General features: G+C 60.1%; 16 protein-coding genes. 9 read left to right on the top strand and 7 right to left on the bottom strand.

The window, feature by feature from the left end:
- Nucleotides 1–176: 176 nt before the first annotated feature.
- Nucleotides 177–743, bottom strand: a complete 567-nt coding sequence (locus ACA043_RS07750) for a nitroreductase family protein (RefSeq protein WP_187677325.1) — start codon at nt 741–743, stop codon at nt 177–179.
- A gap of 121 nt (nt 744–864) precedes the next feature.
- On the opposite strand from ACA043_RS07750, the gene ACA043_RS07745 reads away from it, so the two are divergent.
- Nucleotides 865–2,319, top strand: coding sequence for a TrkH family potassium uptake protein (locus ACA043_RS07745; protein WP_187677324.1), 1,455 nt, complete (start codon nt 865–867; stop codon nt 2,317–2,319).
- Here the strand turns inward: ACA043_RS07745 and ACA043_RS07740 are convergent.
- Nucleotides 2,276–3,337: an AraC family transcriptional regulator gene (locus ACA043_RS07740; RefSeq protein ID WP_497658931.1), complete on the bottom strand. Its 1,062-nt coding sequence runs from the start codon at nt 3,335–3,337 to the stop codon at nt 2,276–2,278. The two genes, ACA043_RS07745 and ACA043_RS07740, sit on opposite strands and share 44 nt — an antisense overlap.
- 164 nt (nt 3,338–3,501) lie before the next feature.
- Between ACA043_RS07740 and ACA043_RS07735 the strand changes: the two genes are divergently transcribed.
- A complete protein-coding gene (locus tag ACA043_RS07735) occupies nt 3,502–3,813 on the top strand; it encodes an Mpo1-like protein (RefSeq protein WP_187677323.1) in 312 nt (103 codons plus the stop codon).
- 22 nt (nt 3,814–3,835) lie between these two features.
- Nucleotides 3,836–4,420, top strand: coding sequence for an HD domain-containing protein (locus ACA043_RS07730; RefSeq protein WP_187677322.1), 585 nt, complete (start codon nt 3,836–3,838; stop codon nt 4,418–4,420).
- 79 nt (nt 4,421–4,499) lie between these two features.
- Here ACA043_RS07730 and ACA043_RS07725 read toward each other — a convergent pair whose 3' ends face one another.
- A complete protein-coding gene (locus tag ACA043_RS07725; protein WP_497658930.1) occupies nt 4,500–5,315 on the bottom strand; it encodes a UDP-2,3-diacylglucosamine diphosphatase in 816 nt (271 codons plus the stop codon).
- Nucleotides 5,316–5,450: 135 nt separating this feature from the next.
- Between ACA043_RS07725 and ACA043_RS07720 the strand changes: the two genes are divergently transcribed.
- Nucleotides 5,451–6,215, top strand: a complete 765-nt coding sequence (locus ACA043_RS07720) for a helix-turn-helix transcriptional regulator (protein ID WP_401268948.1) — start codon at nt 5,451–5,453, stop codon at nt 6,213–6,215.
- Between the two features lie 127 nt (nt 6,216–6,342).
- On the top strand, nt 6,343–7,236 hold the full coding sequence (locus ACA043_RS07715; protein WP_497658929.1) for a DMT family transporter: 894 nt from the start codon (nt 6,343–6,345) through the stop codon (nt 7,234–7,236).
- On the opposite strand, the gene ACA043_RS07710 is transcribed toward ACA043_RS07715, so the two are convergent.
- On the bottom strand, nt 7,230–7,517 hold the full coding sequence (locus ACA043_RS07710) for an Rdx family protein (protein ID WP_095187805.1): 288 nt from the start codon (nt 7,515–7,517) through the stop codon (nt 7,230–7,232). The two genes, ACA043_RS07715 and ACA043_RS07710, sit on opposite strands and share 7 nt — an antisense overlap.
- A 71-nt stretch (nt 7,518–7,588) precedes the next feature.
- Here ACA043_RS07710 and ACA043_RS07705 point away from each other — a divergent pair, with 71 nt between their 5' ends.
- Nucleotides 7,589–9,778, top strand: coding sequence for a patatin-like phospholipase family protein (locus ACA043_RS07705; protein WP_497658928.1), 2,190 nt, complete (start codon nt 7,589–7,591; stop codon nt 9,776–9,778).
- 107 nt (nt 9,779–9,885) lie between these two features.
- Here ACA043_RS07705 and ACA043_RS07700 read toward each other — a convergent pair whose 3' ends face one another.
- The 3 genes from ACA043_RS07700 to recQ all read right to left on the bottom strand — a co-directional run bounded on the left by ACA043_RS07700 (nt 9,886) and on the right by recQ (nt 14,496).
- The gene (locus ACA043_RS07700) at nt 9,886–11,670 is read right to left on the bottom strand and encodes a motility hub landmark protein FimV (RefSeq protein WP_497658927.1); all 1,785 of its coding nucleotides are present in this window, start codon (nt 11,668–11,670) and stop codon (nt 9,886–9,888) included.
- A gap of 127 nt (nt 11,671–11,797) precedes the next feature.
- Complete coding sequence (locus tag ACA043_RS07695) at nt 11,798–12,232, bottom strand: MarR family transcriptional regulator (RefSeq protein ID WP_187677316.1); 435 nt, start codon at nt 12,230–12,232, stop codon at nt 11,798–11,800.
- Nucleotides 12,233–12,366: 134 nt separating this feature from the next.
- The gene (gene recQ / locus ACA043_RS07690; protein WP_187677315.1) at nt 12,367–14,496 is read right to left on the bottom strand and encodes a DNA helicase RecQ; all 2,130 of its coding nucleotides are present in this window, start codon (nt 14,494–14,496) and stop codon (nt 12,367–12,369) included.
- Between the two features lie 277 nt (nt 14,497–14,773).
- On the opposite strand from recQ, the gene ACA043_RS07685 reads away from it, so the two are divergent.
- From ACA043_RS07685 to ACA043_RS07675, 3 genes are all read left to right on the top strand, one after another.
- Complete coding sequence (locus ACA043_RS07685; RefSeq protein WP_187677314.1) at nt 14,774–15,361, top strand: UPF0149 family protein; 588 nt, start codon at nt 14,774–14,776, stop codon at nt 15,359–15,361.
- 10 nt (nt 15,362–15,371) lie between these two features.
- Entirely contained in the window at nt 15,372–15,767 is a 396-nt protein-coding gene (locus ACA043_RS07680) for a YbaN family protein (protein ID WP_025110581.1), read from the top strand.
- A 403-nt stretch (nt 15,768–16,170) separates the two neighbouring features.
- Nucleotides 16,171–16,530, top strand: a complete 360-nt coding sequence (locus tag ACA043_RS07675; RefSeq protein ID WP_489878478.1) for a DUF6124 family protein — start codon at nt 16,171–16,173, stop codon at nt 16,528–16,530.
- Nucleotides 16,531–16,695 lie beyond the last annotated feature (165 nt).

The raw sequence follows: 16,695 nt of genomic DNA, 5'->3' as shown, positions 1-16,695 counted from the left end.
AGGGTCTTGCGTCATACATCGACCTGAAAAACCGTGTCGATTATGGTTACACCAAGCGCTAAACCGAGTCGATTCCGGATTCACCAAAAATCGCTCAGGTCGGCGTATCTCTGGAGTATCCCCCAATCAGTCCCCTCTCCCCCCGGGAGAGGGTTAGGGTGAGGGGCTTTTGATCTTCAGGCTTTACCCGGCCAAGCGCTGACAAACTCCGCCAGATCAACCTTCTCGGCCACACGCGGTTCTTTCTGCGGCGTGCCGAGGTACAGGAAGGCAATCACTTCTTCACCTTCCGCCAGCCCCAGGCCTTTGGCCACATGCGCCGAATAAGCCAGATCACCGGTACGCCAAACAGCACCAATCCCCTGCGCATACGCTGCCAGCAAAATCCCGTGTGCCGCACAGCCCGCCGCCAGCAATTGCTCAGCCTTCGGGTACTTGACGTGTTCCTGCAACTTCGCGATCACCACAACTACCAACGGCGCCCGCAGTGGGCCGTTGCGGGCTTTGTCGATCATTGCTTCAGTGACTTCGCCTTCCTGCTTCTGCGCAGCCTCGGCCAGCAACTCGCCCATCTGCTCACGCGCCGCGCCTTCGACAGTCAGGAAGCGATACGGCTGCAAATGCCCGTGATCCGGTGCACGCAGCGCCGCGCCAAACAAGGCTTCGCGCTGCTCGGCAGTCGGGGCCGGTTCGACCAGTCGGGGAACGGAAACACGGTTGAGCAAAGCGTCGAGAGCCTGCATCGGCCACCTCCTGAGAAAAATGTGCGGCTATTCTAGCTGTATCTGTCAAAGGGATGCCGGTTTACATGCCCTGCCCCACAGGTAGAATGGCGCCCTTCCCACATCAGCCCGAGCGGACTTCATGGCGTTGCCGACCTTACGGATCATTGGTTTCATCATCGGCATCTTCCTGATCACCCTGGCGATTGCCATGGTCGTGCCCATGGCCACCCTGGTGATTTTCGATCGCACCGGCGATCTGCCGTCGTTCCTCTGGGCAAGCATGATCACCTTCGTCGCCGGCCTCGCGCTGGTGATTCCCGGTCGCCCGGAACACATTCATCTGCGCCCGCGCGACATGTACCTGCTGACCGTCAGCAGTTGGCTGGTGGTGTGTATCTTCGCGGCGCTGCCGTTTCTGCTGACCCAGCACATCAGCTACACCGACTCGTTTTTCGAAAGCATGTCCGGCATCACCGCCACCGGTTCGACCGTGCTCACGGGTCTGGATAACATGTCCCCCGGCATCTTGATGTGGCGCTCGTTGCTGCACTGGATCGGCGGCATCGGCTTTATCGGCATGGCGGTGGCGATTCTGCCGCTGTTGCGCATCGGGGGCATGCGCCTGTTCCAGACCGAATCGTCGGATCGCTCGGAAAAAGTCATGCCGCGCTCGCACATGGTGGCGCGGCTGATCGTGGCGGCTTACGTCGGCATCACCATCCTCGGAAGCCTGGCGTTCTGGTGGGCCGGGATGAGCCTGTTCGACGCGATCAATCATGCGATGTCGGCGATTTCCACCGGCGGGTTCTCGACCTCCGACCAGTCGCTGGCCAAGTGGACGCAACCGGCGGTGCATTGGGTGGCGGTGGTGGTCATGATTCTCGGCAGCTTGCCGTTTACCCTCTACGTAGCCACGTTGCGGGGCAACCGCAAGGCGCTGATCAAGGATCAACAGGTGCAGGGTTTGCTCGGCATGTTGCTGGTGACCTGGCTGGTGCTCGGCACCTGGTATTGGTGGACGACCAATCTGCATTGGCTCGAAGCTTTGCGCCATGTGGCGCTGAACGTGACGTCGGTGCTGACCACCACCGGTTTTGCCCTCGGTGACTACAGCCTGTGGGGCAACTTCTCGTTGATGTTGTTCTTCTATCTGGGTTTTGTGGGTGGTTGCTCGGGCTCGACTGCCGGCGGGATCAAGATCTTCCGTTTCCAGGTCGCCTACATCCTCCTCAAGGCCAACCTTAACCAGTTGATCCACCCGCGCGCGGTAATCAAGCAGAAGTACAACGGTCACCGCCTCGACGAAGAGATCGTGCGCTCGATTCTGACCTTCTCGTTCTTCTTCGCCATCACCATCTGCGTGATCGCCCTGCTGCTGTCACTGTTGGGCGTGGACTGGATGACCGCGCTGACCGGCGCCGCCAGTACCGTATCCGGCGTAGGCCCGGGGTTGGGCGAAACCATTGGCCCGGCGGGCAACTTCGCGACGCTGCCGGATGCTGCCAAGTGGATCCTGTCGTTCGGCATGCTGCTCGGCCGACTGGAGATCATCACGGTGTTTGTGCTGTGTATTCCGGCCTTTTGGCGTCACTGATCGCATTCGGCGCCTGTAACAACCGCGCCCGGTAATCGCCGGGCGTGGTGTCGAACCAACGCCGGAACGCGCGAAAGAAATTGCTCGGATCGGCAAAACCCAACAGATAGGCGATTTCCAGCAGGGTCATGCTCGGTTGCGCCAGGTACTGCTCGGCCAGTTCGCGGCGGGTGTCATCGAGCAATTGCTGAAAACTCGTGCCCTCCTCCTGCAACCGGCGCTGCAGCGTGCGCTGCGACAAGTGCAAGGTCTGCGCGACGGTATCGCGCTTGGGCTCACCCTGCGGCAGCAAACGGCAGAGCACCTGGCGGGCCTTGTGGGTCACGCGACTTTCGGAAAATCGCGCCAGGTATTCCCCGGCAAACCGGTCATGCAGCAGCGCCATCGCCTCGTTGGCGGTGGGCAGCGGCGCCTCCATGTCCGCACGTTCGAAGATCAGCGCGTCATACGGCGCGTTGAACATCAGCGGTGCATGGAAGGCTAGTTTGTAGGGTCGCAAGTCAACGGGTTCATCGCCCTGCACCAGCACTTTGACCGGGTGCAGCGTGCGCCCGCTCAGCCAGCCACACAGGGCCAACGCACACGCCAGCGAGGCTTCAGCGCTTTGCCGGGTCGGCGGCAGGTGGTCGCCATGCACCGTCAGAATCAGCGCATAACCTTCTTCCAGCAGGCGAAAACTCAGGTCGGCACTCTCGGCAATGATCCGCTGATAGCGCACCAGTCGCTGAAAGCCTTCGGCCAACGTGTTGCTGGACATCAGCGCATAACCGGCGACATGAAACGACGCCGGTCGCACCACTTTGCCCATGTTCAGGCCGATCGCCGGGTTGCCGGACAGCTCGACCGCCCGTTGCCAGAGTCGGGTCATGGAATCTTGCGGGAAGCGCGCATCCGGATCATCCAGGGCGGCGTAATCGAGCCCCAACTGCTTGAACAGAACCCGGCAATCCAGGCCGTCCATCTCCAATGCTTTGACAATCCCCATCGCCCAGCTTGCAGAAGTCGTTCGTTCGCTCATGGTGTTTTTCTTTTACATGAGGGGCCGCGTGCTACGGCCTGATTTGCGAAGGATACTAAAGTGGCGCCGATAGTCACTGGCCCACGCCAATGATCACTCTAGACTCAAATAAGCTACCCGCAGAACAACTCGTCGCCAGAACAACAACCACAGAGAACGCGGTCGTGGAAAACATCAAGCATTTCAACAGCTTCGCTGAGTTTTACCCGTATTACCTCAGCGAACACAGCAATAGCACCTGTCGTCGCCTGCATTTCATCGGCACGACACTGGTGATTTTTATTCTCGCGCTGACCATCGCCAAGGGTGCCTGGCTGCTGTTGCTGGCCTTGCCGCTGGCCGGTTACAGCTTCGCCTGGGTCGGGCATTTCTTCTTTGAAAAGAATCGACCGGCGACTTTTCAGCATCCGCTGTACAGCTTGCTCGGCGATTTCGCCATGTACCGCGACATGATTCTGGGTCGCGTGGCCTTCTGAAAACCGACATTGAGGATGGCCAATGAACGCCAATGCCCGCTTCACCCACATGAAGGACGGTACGCAGGAGGACTGGGCGATCATCGCCGCGGACTTCAGTGCCTACGCCAAACAGCTGCCGTCACGGATCATGACCCACCTGAAATTGCTTGAAGGTGATTTCGGCGGTTTCCCCGTGGATCGCCTGACCCACTCGCTGCAAACCGCGACCCGCGCGTATCGTGACGGGCGTGACGAGGAATATGTGGTGTGCGCGTTGTTGCATGACATCGGCGACACCCTCGGTTCTTACAACCATCCGGATATTGCTGCGGCGATTCTCAAGCCGTTCGTCAGTGCCGAAAACCTTTGGATGGTGGAAAAGCACGGGATCTTCCAGGGCTATTACTTCTTCCATCACCTGGGCATGGATCGGCACCTGCGCGAGCAGTTCAAGGAGCACCCGCAGTTTCAGGCGACCGCCGAATTCTGCGCAAAGTACGACGCGGCGGCGTTCGATCCGGCGTATGACACCCTGCCGCTGAGCTTTTTCGAGCCGATGATGCAGCGGTTGTTTGCCCAGCCGAAGCACTCGATTTACAAGGCGGCGATGGAAGAACACGCCTGAAGATCAAAAGCTCGCAGCCTTCGGCAGCTCCTGCATGAGGCCATGTGCAGGAGCTGCCGAAGGCTGCGAGTTTTTGCTTTTAAGCGATCTCGGCCACTTTGGCAGTCTTGAGTTCAGCCTCACGCGCCTGCGCATCCGCCAACCGATAAAGCTCGATCGTGCCGTCCCAGTGTTCGATCAACGCCGTACACGACTCCACCCAATCGCCACAATTGAGGTAATCCACCTCGCCGACCTTACGGATCTCGGCATGGTGAATGTGCCCGCACACCACGCCATGCAATTCACGCTTCACGCACTCATGGGCGATCGCTTCTTCAAAATCGCTGATGAAGCTCACGGCGGTCTTCACTTTGTGTTTGAGATAGGCCGAAAGGGACCAGTAACCGTAGCCATACCGCGCGCGCCAATGGTTGAGCCAGCGATTGAGCGTCAGCGTAAATTCGTAGGCCGAGTCGCCGAGGAACGCCAGCCAGCGGTGGTATCGAGTGATCACATCAAACTGGTCACCGTGAATCACCAGCAGATGCCGGCCATCCGCCGTGATATGCACCGCCTCATCGACCAACTGAATGTTGCCCAGAATCAGCTTCGAATAACGACGCAGGAATTCATCGTGGTTGCCGGTGACGTAGATAACCTCGGTGCCGCGCTTGCTCATGGTCAGCAGGCGGCGAATCACATTGGTATGCGCCTGAGGCCAGTACATGCCGCCACGCAGTTTCCAGCCGTCGATGATGTCGCCGACCAGATAGATCTTGTCGGCGTGATAGCCCTTGAGAAATTGCGACAAGTGTTCGGCCTGGCAATCCCGAGTGCCCAGATGCACGTCGGAGATCCACAAGGTGCGCACCCGTTGTTTGCGGCTGGGTTTGGCGAGCTCGGCGCTGGTCATGGGCAACCCTCTGCGATGTTTTCGCCACAGTGCGCCCGTCCGGTTAATCGACCATGACAGTCACGAGTCAGTCCTGTGACAGCGCATTCCGGGGGCGCTGGTGTAGACTGGCGATCACTTCGGAGACGATCTGCCATGCGACCGATCCTTACCTTGCGTCAGTACACCCGCGATCTGATCGTCCACAGCCACGAGCACGCCCAACTGGTGTTCGGCCTGTCCGGCGCGCTGGATTTCGAGGTGGAAGGTTGTGGCAGTCAGGTGCGTCAGCAGAGCTTCGTGGTGGTCCCCTCCGGCGCCCATCACGCCTGCGGCAGTCCACAGGGGAGTCGTTGTCTGGTGCTGGATATTCCCGATGGGCAATGGGTCGCGGATTCACTCGGTGACCATGCCGACGCCAGCCGCCGCTTGCTCGACAACCCTGCGCGCCTGTCGCTGGATTCCGGGCAAAGCCAGTTGGTCAACTGGCTGGCGAACAGTCCGGTCACCGATCCAGTGATTGCGCAGCAAGGTGCAGTGCTGTTGTTGGCCAGTCTGAATCACGCCAAACCTGCCGAAGTCTGCACTCGGCGCCTGCCCTACGCGGCGCTGGATGCGCACATTGAGCAAAACGCTGCATACCCGCTGCAAGTCGCCGATCTGGCGCAAGTGGCCGGGTTGTCTACGGCGCGCCTGCACGCACGGTTTGTCGCTGAATGCGGGCAGACACCGATGGACTACATTCGCAGTCGGCGGCTGCACAAGGCCATGGGCCTGCTGCGCGAGACTGTGCTGCCCATCGGTGAAATCGCCAGTCGCGTTGGCTACAGCTCGCAAAGCGCTTTCTCGGCCGCTGTCCTGCGTGAGTTTGGTTCATCGCCCGGCCAGCTACGACGCGATTCCTGCAACAAAACCCGATAGTCCGCCGACAGACATATACGTCGTTACACGGTTCAATGTGTAGGAGCTGCCGCAGACGATTGATCGTTCCCACGCTCCTGCGTGGGAACGATCAATCAAAAAAACCTTGTCTGGATTAAGGATTGCAATGACCCCGCGTACCGCCCTCGGCGCCCTGCATATCGGCGCTCTGATGTTCGGCCTGACCGGCGTGTTCGGCAAACTCGCCGCAGCATCGCCGGCCGTGATCGTCTTCGGACGTGCCGCTTTCGCCGTACTTGCCCTGGCGTTTTTCGCCCGTTTCGCCAGCCAGAGCGGCTGGCAAAAACTGCAAGCCGTGGACTGGCGGCGCCTGGCGCTGAGCGGCGTACTGTTGGCCGGACATTGGGTGAGCTTTTTCATTGCGGTGAAGGTTGCCGGCGTGGCGATCGCGACGTTGGGCTTTGCCAGTTTCCCGGCCTTCACGGTGATTCTCGAAGGGCTGATCTTCCGTGAGCGCATCCGCGCTAATGAAATTGTGCTGGTGGTGCTGGTGAGCGTCGGTCTGGTGCTGGTGACCCCCGCGTTCGATCTGGCCAGCGGCTCTACCGTCGGTTTACTCTGGGCGGTGCTGTCCGGGCTGTTGTTTTCCCTGCTGTCGCTGACCAACCGCGCCAGCTCCGGGCGCATCCCGGCGGTGCAGGCGGCGTTGTCTCAAAACGTGGTGGTGGCGTTGTGTCTGCTGCCGGTCGCGGCGCCGCAACTGAGCGAAGTGCGCGCACTGGACTGGCTGTGGATCGCCCTGCTCGGGGTGTTCTGCACCGGCGTCGCCCACAGCCTGTTCGTCGCCAGCCTGGCGGTGATCAAGGCGCGCACCGCCGCAGTGGTGTTCGCCATGGAGCCGGTCTACGGCATCACCATCGCCTGGCTGCTGTTCAATGAGAACCCGACGTTACGCATGCTTCTCGGCGGCGCATTGATCATCGTCGCCATCGTGGTGTCGGCGCGCATGTCTGGCCATGCCGACAAAAAAACCGTCGCCGCCGAAGCAACCTCTCATTGAGTACGGTCGTTGTGGCCGAGGTCGCGGTCAGGATCGATCTGATCGCGCACTCGCTGCTTGAGCACCTTGGCTTCGGGAAAACCACCATCGGCCTTGCGCTCCCAGATCTGCACGTCATCGCAAGTGATGTGAAACACCCCGCCGGTGCCCGGCACCAGTGACACTTTGCCCAGATCATCGCCGAAGGTGCTGAGCAGTTCCTGCGCCAGCCACGCGGCGCGCAGCAGCCACTGGCATTGGGTGCAATAAGTGATGACAACTTCTGCTTTTGCGACGGTCATGTTCGTGGAAACTCCTGAGACAGAGGGCGCCGCTATAATAGCCGGCTTTACCGCTTGCCCCGAGACTCACAATGCGCCGTCTGCTGTTCTGCCTGCTGCTTGGTTTCCTTCCTCTGTTCGTTTTCGCCAGCGAAACGCCGCGACCGAAAGTCGGCCTCGTGCTGTCCGGTGGCGCCGCTCGCGGGTTGGCGCACATCGGCGTGCTCAAGGCGCTGGAGGAGCAAGGCATCAAGATCGATGCGATTGCCGGTACCAGCATGGGCGCGGTGGTTGGCGGCCTGTATGCCTCGGGCTACAAGATCGACGAACTGGAAAAACTCGCCCTGAGCATCGACTGGCAACAGGCGTTGTCCGATGCGCCGCCCCGGGAAGACGTGCCGTTCCGGCGCAAGCAGGATGACCGCGATTTTCTGGTGAAGCAGAAACTGAGCTTTCGCGACGACGGCAGCGTCGGCCTGCCGCTGGGGGTGATTCAGGGCCAGAACCTGGCGCTGCTGCTGGAAAGCCTGCTGGCGCACACCAGCGACACCCGGGACTTCGACAAACTGCCGATCCCCTTTCGCGCCGTGGCCACCGACATCGCCAACGGCGAGAAAGTGGTGTTCCGCAAAGGCCACCTGCCCCAGGTGATCCGCGCCAGCATGTCGATCCCTGCGGTGTTCGCCCCGGTCGAACTTGATGGCCGACTGCTGGTGGATGGCGGCATGACCGACAACATCCCGCTCGATGTCGCACGGCAAATGGGCGTCGATATCGCCATTGTCGTCGACATCGGCACACCGCTGCGCAACCGCAAGCAACTGACCACCGTGGTTGATGTACTTAACCAGTCGATCACCTTGATGACCCGGCGCAACTCCGAGGAGCAACTGGCCGCGCTGAAAGCGACAGACGTGCTGATCCAACCGGCGCTGGCGAGTTTCGGCGTCACTGATTTCGGCCGCGCCCAGGAAATGATAGATGCCGGTTACCGCGCTACCAAAATCCTCGATGCCCGCCTGGCACGGCTCAAACCGGTGGTTGCTCAGGATGCCCAACTCAACGCCGCGCGCGCGCCCGGCCAACGCACGCCGATCATCACCGCGATCAAGGTCGAGAATGACTCGAAAGTCGACGACGATGTGATCCGTTACTACATCCGTCAGCACATCGGCGAGCCGTTGGATCTGGGCCGACTGCATTCGGACATGGGCACCTTGTACGGCCTCGATTACTTCGAGCAGGTGCAATACCGCGTAGTGCACAAGGGTCAGGATCACACGTTGGTGATCAGCGCCCGGGGCAAGCGCAGCGGCACCGACTACCTGCGAGTCGGCCTCAACCTGTCGGACGACATGCGCGGCGCCAGCGCCTTCAACCTTGGCGCCAGCTACCGTATCAACGGCATCAACCGCCTCGGTGCGGAATGGCTGACCCGCGCACAGATCGGCGAAAAACAGGAGCTGTACAGCGAGTTTTATCAGCCACTGGACGTCGGCTCTCGCTATTTCATAGCGCCCTCGGTGGTGTTTGAGGCACAGAACGTCGATGCGGTGCTCGACAATGATCCGATCGCTCAATACCGGGTCGAGCGCTACGGAATGGCCCTGAATGTCGGTCGGCAGATCGGCAATAATGGCGAAGTGCGTTTGGGTGTCGGTGAAGCCTGGGGCAAGGCCGACGTGCGTATTGGCGATCAGGATCTGCCCAGCGAAAACTTCAACGAAGGCTTCTATTCGTTGAAATATTCCTACGACTCGCTGGACAACGTTTACTACCCGCACGAGGGCAAGGACGTCAGCCTGACCTTCCTGCAATTTGAACCGAGCCTGGGTTCAGACACACGCTACCGACAATGGGAATTCAAACTCGACAAAGCCATGAGTCACGGACCCGACACGCTGATTCTGGGGGGACGCTATGGCCGCACACTCGACGACACCAATGTGGTGACGTCGAGCTTCCTGCTCGGCGGCGCTCGGCAGTTGTCAGGTTTCCGTGAGGACGCGATTTCCGGGCAGAACGTCAGTTTGATGCGGGCAGTGTATTACCGTCGGCTGACACCGCGCTCATATCTGCCGCTGGATTTCCCGCTGTACGCTGGCGCGTCGCTGGAACGTGGGCGAGCGTGGAACAACGACAATGAATTCGACAGTGGCTACATCAATGCGGCCAGTGTGTTTATTGGCTTCGATACACCACTGGGGCCGTTGAATTTCAGTTATGGGTTGAATGATGCGAATGAGCAGGCTGTGTATTTGAATCTGGGCCAAACCTTTTGAATACCCCCTGTAAGAGCTGTCGAGTGAAACGAGGCTGCGATCTTTTGATCTTGCTTTGAAAAGATCGTCCGATCGCGGCCCGAGCCTTCGGCAGCTTCTACAGGGGATCAGCGGATGCCTGCCAGAAGGGTCCGCGCGGTTTGCTTTAAAGGCTCATCCCCTTCCTTGAGCAATTCATTGAGCAACGCAATTGCGCTGTCGATGTCGCCGTCATCGATGCAGGTCTGAGCCTGTTCGAGCTTCCCGGAACCTGCCGCTTCTTCGGGCTCCGACATTTGCAACGCCAACGGCTCCAGCGCGAGCGATGGCTCCGGATCAGAAAATTCATTGAGAAAGTCATCGTCCAGCGGCTGCGCGTCCGGCTCGGGGATCCACTCAAGCTCGGCTTCATCGCTGGTCACGGTTTCCGGCAATTCAAAGTCCTGCGGCAACACTTGCAGGCTGGAACCCAAAGCGGACGCTTCGGCTGGTGGCTGAACCGGTGCCGCACGGCTGTCCTCCAGATCCCAGCTGGAATCCATCGACAACTCATCCAGATTCAACTCGAAATCATGCTCAGCCGCAGCGGATTCGGGAGCGGCAACAATGACAGGCGTAATGCTGGCGACCAATGGTGCCGTTGCCGCCAGCGGCTCAGTACTCGTCAGTTTCGGATGCCGGGCGCGAATATCCTGCAACTGGTGAGCCTCCACTCCACGCGCACGCAAATGACTTTCCTGCTGCTCGTAAGCAGCACTATCGCCCTGACGCCCCAGCACCTCGAGCAATTGCAGACCGAGATCGATGCGCTCCGGCTCCTTGTGCTGCGCATCGCGCAACAACCCGGCTGCTTCGCCAAGTCGCCCGTATGCCAGGTAAATGCCCACGGCTTCCAGGACATCACCCGCCGCCGGCTCTTCACGATGCTCGGCTGAGGCGTGAGTCCTGACCGGTTCGGCGCTCTCGGGCTCATCCACATCGACCTCATTGCGCAGCGGCAACAGCGGCACTGGTGTGTCACTCGGCACCTGTTGTTGGCGTCGACGATGAACGAACAACGCAGCCAATGCCCCCAGCAGTAACAACAGACCTCCGAGCAGTGGCCAGTTCAACCCGTCGTCCGTGGACTCGACCGGTGCAACAACCGCAGCAGGTGCCGGAGTTACCACCGGCGCTGGCGGTGGCTTCTGAGATTCGGCCAAGCGTGTCTGCAGATCACTGACCTGCTTCTTGCCGTCGGCAATCTGCACATCCTGTGCCTGCAGTTTCGCATTCAGCTCGTCCAGGGACTTTTGCAATTGTTGGCTCTGCAGCACGCTGGCGGCCAATTGCTCGGCCAGCGCCTCGTTGGCCGGCGCCGTCGTCGGTGGTGGCACCGCAGGTGTTCCGCGCTTGCCCTGCGCTGCCTGGGGCAGCGCGGTGACCGGTTCGACCGTGGGAAACGCCGAAGACTGCGCACGCGGATCCGGTTCATCGGTGGCTGGCACGATACCCGGCGAGCCCGGCGGATCGATCAGTACGGTGTATTCGCGCAACAAGCGGCCATTGGGCTGATTGAGCTGCACGAGGAAATTCAGAAAGGGTTCGTTGACCGGTTTGCTGGAGGTGACCCGGATCATCTGGCGATTGCCATGCAGGATCGGCGTGAACTTGAGGTCGTTGAGAAAGAACACCCGTTCGACCCCGGCACTGCCGAATTCGTCTGCCGTGGCCAGGCTCACCGACAGGTCACTTTGCGTCAAAGCACCGACATCGATCAGCGCAATATCGGCCTTGAGAGGCTGATTAAGGCCCGAATGAACCGTGATGTCACCCAGCCCCAGAGCCAACGACAAGGTTGAATAGCCGACGGCGCCAGCGACCAACAGCCCTTTGGCGCAAATGCGCAGTACCACGTGCCAACTTGCGAGCATGAGCATCCCTTTAATAAGCAAAACCGACTTCTATGCGTTCGCACATCCGGTACGAACACGATATTGCCTAGTAGTTCTTATAGCTTGCTCAACGCGATCCCTCAAAAAACCGGCACGTGGTTATGCCTCAAGATTTTTCCAGGTTGCCCAGAATGTGCCCGTGAACTCGCATGCACACCTTCAAATCCGCCTCGTCGACGCCTTCGAACAATTCGTGACGCAGTTGGGTGGCAATGGTTTCAATCTGCTCAATCAGTGGCAGGGCCGGGGCACAGAGGACGATTTTTTTCGCCCGGCGGTCTTCCATCACGGACTGGCGTTGCACCAGACCCTGGCCTTCCAGACTATCGAGCAAGCGTGCCAGCGTCGGGCCTTCAACGCCGACGCTTTGCGCCAGCTCTCGCTGGGTCGGGGCGTCTTCGAAACGCGCCAGGTGCAGCAGCACCAGCCAGCGTGCCTGGGACAGCCCCAGGCCCGCCAGCCGGCGGTCCAGTTCGGCACGCCAGCCGCGCGACATCTGGGCCAGTTGCATGCCAAAGCGGTGTTGATCGGTTAACGGCATAAAACTCTCGTGATTAAACTGAAGTAATAGAGAAAAACTAATTATTAGTCAGCTAAGCATGAGCTGCAGCTATAGGCAAGTGGCGCTCTGTACTGAATCGTTACAACTGTATGGGGCTTGGCGCAAACGCCGCCTTACATTTCGAATTCCGATTGCAGCGCAGCCCGCACGCAATAAAGAACACCTTCTGGAACACGACCAGCAAACAGCTCAGCCACTTCGGCGACCGGCGGCAGTTCGCCCTCGCCGTCAAGGAATGCGTCCTGCACTTCACCCATCAGTTCTTCCGGCAGGTCGAGCGCCTGCTCCAGCGATAACTGCTGCTTGCCAATAGCCTCGGCGAGCATGGTGTAGACGTTCTTTTCCGAGCATTGCAACTGACCGGCGATCTGCATCGGCGTCATGCCGGCGCGAGCCAGGGTGATCAATTCGTGACGCACGTCGGCCACCACTTTCGGCGCCTCCGCTTCGCCGCCGAGCACTTCGAGGAAGGCCTCGCCATAACGTTCCAGCTTGCGCGCGCCGACGCCGCTGACACGAGCCATGTCCGCCAGCGATGTCGGTTGGCTGCGGAGCATTTCCAGCAAGGTCGAGTCGGGGAAGATGACGTACGGCGGCACACCATGCTCTTCGGCGAGTTTGCGCCGCAGCGCACGCAGGGCTTCCCACTGTTCGCGCTCTTCGCCGCGCACCAATTGGCTGGCCGGGCTCTTGCTGCCGCTTTTGGCGGTGACCTGCGGCTTGAGATCGCGGCGCAGTTCCAGCGTAACCTCGCCCTTGAGCAGTGGCCGGCAGGTGTCGCTCAGACGCAGGCCGCCGTAGCCTTCGTGATCGACATCGGCCAGGCCGCGCGCCACCAACTGGCGGAACAGCGAGCGCCATTCGCTCTCGCTCAGCGCCTTGCCGACGCCGTACACAGAGAGATGCTGATGGCCGAAGCTGCGAATCTTTTCGTTGTCCTTGCCCAGCAGCACATCGACCAGATGGCCGACGCCATAACGCTGACCGGTGCGATAGATCGCCGACAGCGCCTGACGTGCAGGCTCGGTGGCGTCCCAGGTCTGCACGCCATCGACGCAGTTGTCGCAATGGCCGCAAGGTTCGGCCATCTCTTCATCGAAATAGGCCAGCAGGGTCTGACGACGGCAGCGGGTTTCCTCACACAGCGACAGCATGGCGTCAAGCTTGTGCTGCTCCAGACGCTTGTGACGTTCGTCACCTTCGGAGTTCTGCAGCATCTGCTTGAGCATCACCACGTCTTGCAGGCCGTAGGCCATCCACGCATCCGCCGGCAGACCGTCACGGCCGCCGCGTCCGGTTTCCTGGTAATACGCCTCAAGGGATTTCGGCAGATCGAGGTGAGCGACGAAGCGCACGTTGGGCTTGTCGATGCCCATGCCGAACGCCACGGTGGCGACCATGATCAACCCTTCCTCATTGAGGAAGCGCTTCTGATTGAACGCACGCAACTCATTGGGCAGGCCGGCGTGATAAGGCAGCGCCGGGAAACCCTGCTCGCTGAGGAACGCCGCGACTTCCTCGACCTTTTTACGCGACAGGCAATAGACGATGCCGGCATCGCTGCGCCGCTCGGCCAGAAACGCCAGCAACTGCTTGCGTGGCTGCTCCTTGGGCACGATGCGATAGAAGATGTTCGGCCGGTCGAAGCTCGACAGGAAGCGCTCGGCGTTCTGCAGATGCAGGCGGGTGACGATTTCTTCGCGAGTTCGCTTGTCGGCGGTGGCAGTCAGGGCGATGCGCGGCACATCGGGGAACATCTCGGCCAATTGGCCAAGTTGCAGGTATTCCGGACGGAAGTCGTGGCCCCATTGCGATACGCAGTGGGCTTCGTCGATGGCGAACAGGGCAATGTTCAGCCCTTGCAGGAACGACAACATGCGCGGCTGCACCAGACGCTCGGGCGCCAGATACAACATCTTCACTTCACCGCGCTTGATCCGCGCCGCCAGATCACGCTGCTGTTCGGCGCTCAAAGTGGAGTTCAGCGCGGCGGCGGCCACACCCAGCTCTTCAAGGGTGGCGACCTGATCGTCCATCAAGGCGATCAACGGCGAGACCACCACCGCCAGGCCATCGCGCAACAACGCGGGCACCTGGAAGCACAGGGACTTGCCGCCACCGGTAGGCATCAGCACCAGCGCATCACCGCCGCTGGCCACGCGCTCAATGATTGCACCCTGCCGGCCACGGAAACTGTCGTAGCCGAAGATGTCCTTGAGGACGCGTTGAGCCTGTTCGAGCATAAAAACTCCAAAAATCTACCGAAACATCCCTGCTCAGGCTGGTTCAAGACAGCCTGAGCTGCTTAAACAAAACGTAAGGGCGCGTTGCATGGCGGCCGCAATACGGGCAGGGATCGCAAAACTAGGCAGTATACCCGAGCCCTCCCCCGCAGAGGGTGCCGCTGATAAGAGACTCGAGAAACCTGCCGCAATCAGGCAAATCTGCCATGCGGCTGGCTTGAGCGCTCAAGAAGGCCTAGAATTCCCGCATTGTTTATTCCCCCAAGGTAGCCCCGTAATGTCCTTCGCTGAGCAACTGACCCGCCTGCAAGTCTTCCTCGACGCCGACGAACTGCATGACGAGGCGCTGGATTACGTGGCCGCCCACGGTTACCTCACCGCGTTGTCGATCTGCGCGGAAGACGTATCGGAACGTGAGTGGATCGACGCCCTGTTCGCCGAAGAGCCGCATTACAGCAGCGAGGCACAGCGCGAAGAGATCGAAGCCACCCTGATCGGCCTCAAGGCGCACATCGCCCGCCAACTGGCGTCCGACGAAGAATTCGAACTGCCATGCGAACTGGATCTGGGCGAAGAGCCGGACGATTCGGAACTGCGTGGCTGGTGCATCGGCTTCATGGAAGGCGTGTTCCTGCGCGAAGCGGCCTGGTTCGAAACCGCCGAAGAAGAAGTCAGCGAAATGCTTCTGCCGATCATGGTCGGTTCGGGCCTGTTCGACGAACAGCCAGAGTTCGAAGACATCGCCAAAGACGCCAACCTGATGGACGACATGATCGTACAGATCCCGGAAGCCCTGACCGCGCTGTACCTGCTGTGCCAGGCTCCAGACGAAAAACCGGCGATTCTCAAGCCTCGTCACCACTAAGATACGGCCTATGGACAACCCCATAGGCAACCGCCCCCTGATGTTGCGCTACATCCTGCTGGCCATCGGCTGGCTTAGCGTCGCATTGGGGGTGATCGGGATTTTCCTGCCTGTCCTGCCCACTACCCCCTTTCTATTGCTCGCGGCCGCGTGTTTCGCCCGCAGCTCTCCGCGTTTTTATCGCTGGCTGGTCGAGCATCCGCGCCTTGGGCCGTGGATTCGCGATTACCTCGATGGCAACGGCATTCCGCTCAAGGGCAAGGTCTACGCGATCGGGCTGATGTGGGCGAGCATACTGTTTTCCTGCTATCTGGTGCCGCTGCCGTGGGCGCGAGGGTTCATGCTGACCAGTGCGGTGTTGGTGACGGTTTATATTCTTCGGCAGAAGACCCTGCGTAAATCCTGAAACGCTAAAAGATCGCAGCCTGCGGCAGCTCATGAAGATCCTCTGTAGGAGCCGCCGCAGGCTGCGATCTTTTGACTTTAAACACCTACGTTTAAACCAGGCCTGCAAACACTCTCTGAGGCTACACAGCCTTGCGTAATTGCCTACAGCTACGCCAGAATCCGCCGGCTTGTGCGCCTTGGGGGCGGGTTCTGTTGTGGCTCGGTCGCTGACTTTTCAGTGATCGGGTTTAGCAGCCCGGGTTTTCTCTAGACGCACAAAGTCCGTTGCCGTTATGGCGGCTTTGCGTGGGGCACTTCGGTGCGCCGGGTTCTAGAGTCCTGGTCTGCTAACCCGCGTACAGCCGCCACCTCCTTCGTTAGCAGCGAACGGTGATAGCTTCACTACTCTAGAGACTTTAACCATGATCAAACCAACGCCCAACCCGCCTGAAACCGACCCCACCTCCCCCTACGAATCCCTCGACTCGAAAAAGCTCAACGAAGCCGCCGACCGCGCCCTCGATCATTACCTCTGCTCGCCTGGCTCGACGCCTCCGCCACGTAAAAACCGCAGAATGTACGCCGCTACCGCGGACTTCAAAAACGAGGAGCTACTGGCCGATGCCTGCGAAACCCTCGCTTCAGCACGAACCATCGCCAATGACTTCGCCCATCTCATACCCGCGTCGCAGCGCAGAACCCTACAGGGCATTGCGCAACTGATCATGCTGGGAGAACTGGCGGTGAATCGGGTGCTGGATAATCTGGAGTTGCCGGGCTGATGCCGGCGTGGTGAACACCCGCTGAACATTCGATGGCAACTCTGGCCCCTTCGCGAGCAGGCTCGCTCCCACAGTGGAACGCGGTCAATGGTGGGAGCGAGCCTGCTCGCGAAGGCAGCCCCTCAGATAACACCTGTCTTCGGGCATGAAAAACCCGCCGCCCCG

The organism is Pseudomonas sp. LBUM1648 (assembly GCF_059716145.1).
This window is presented reverse-complemented; position numbering and strand designations above follow the sequence as displayed.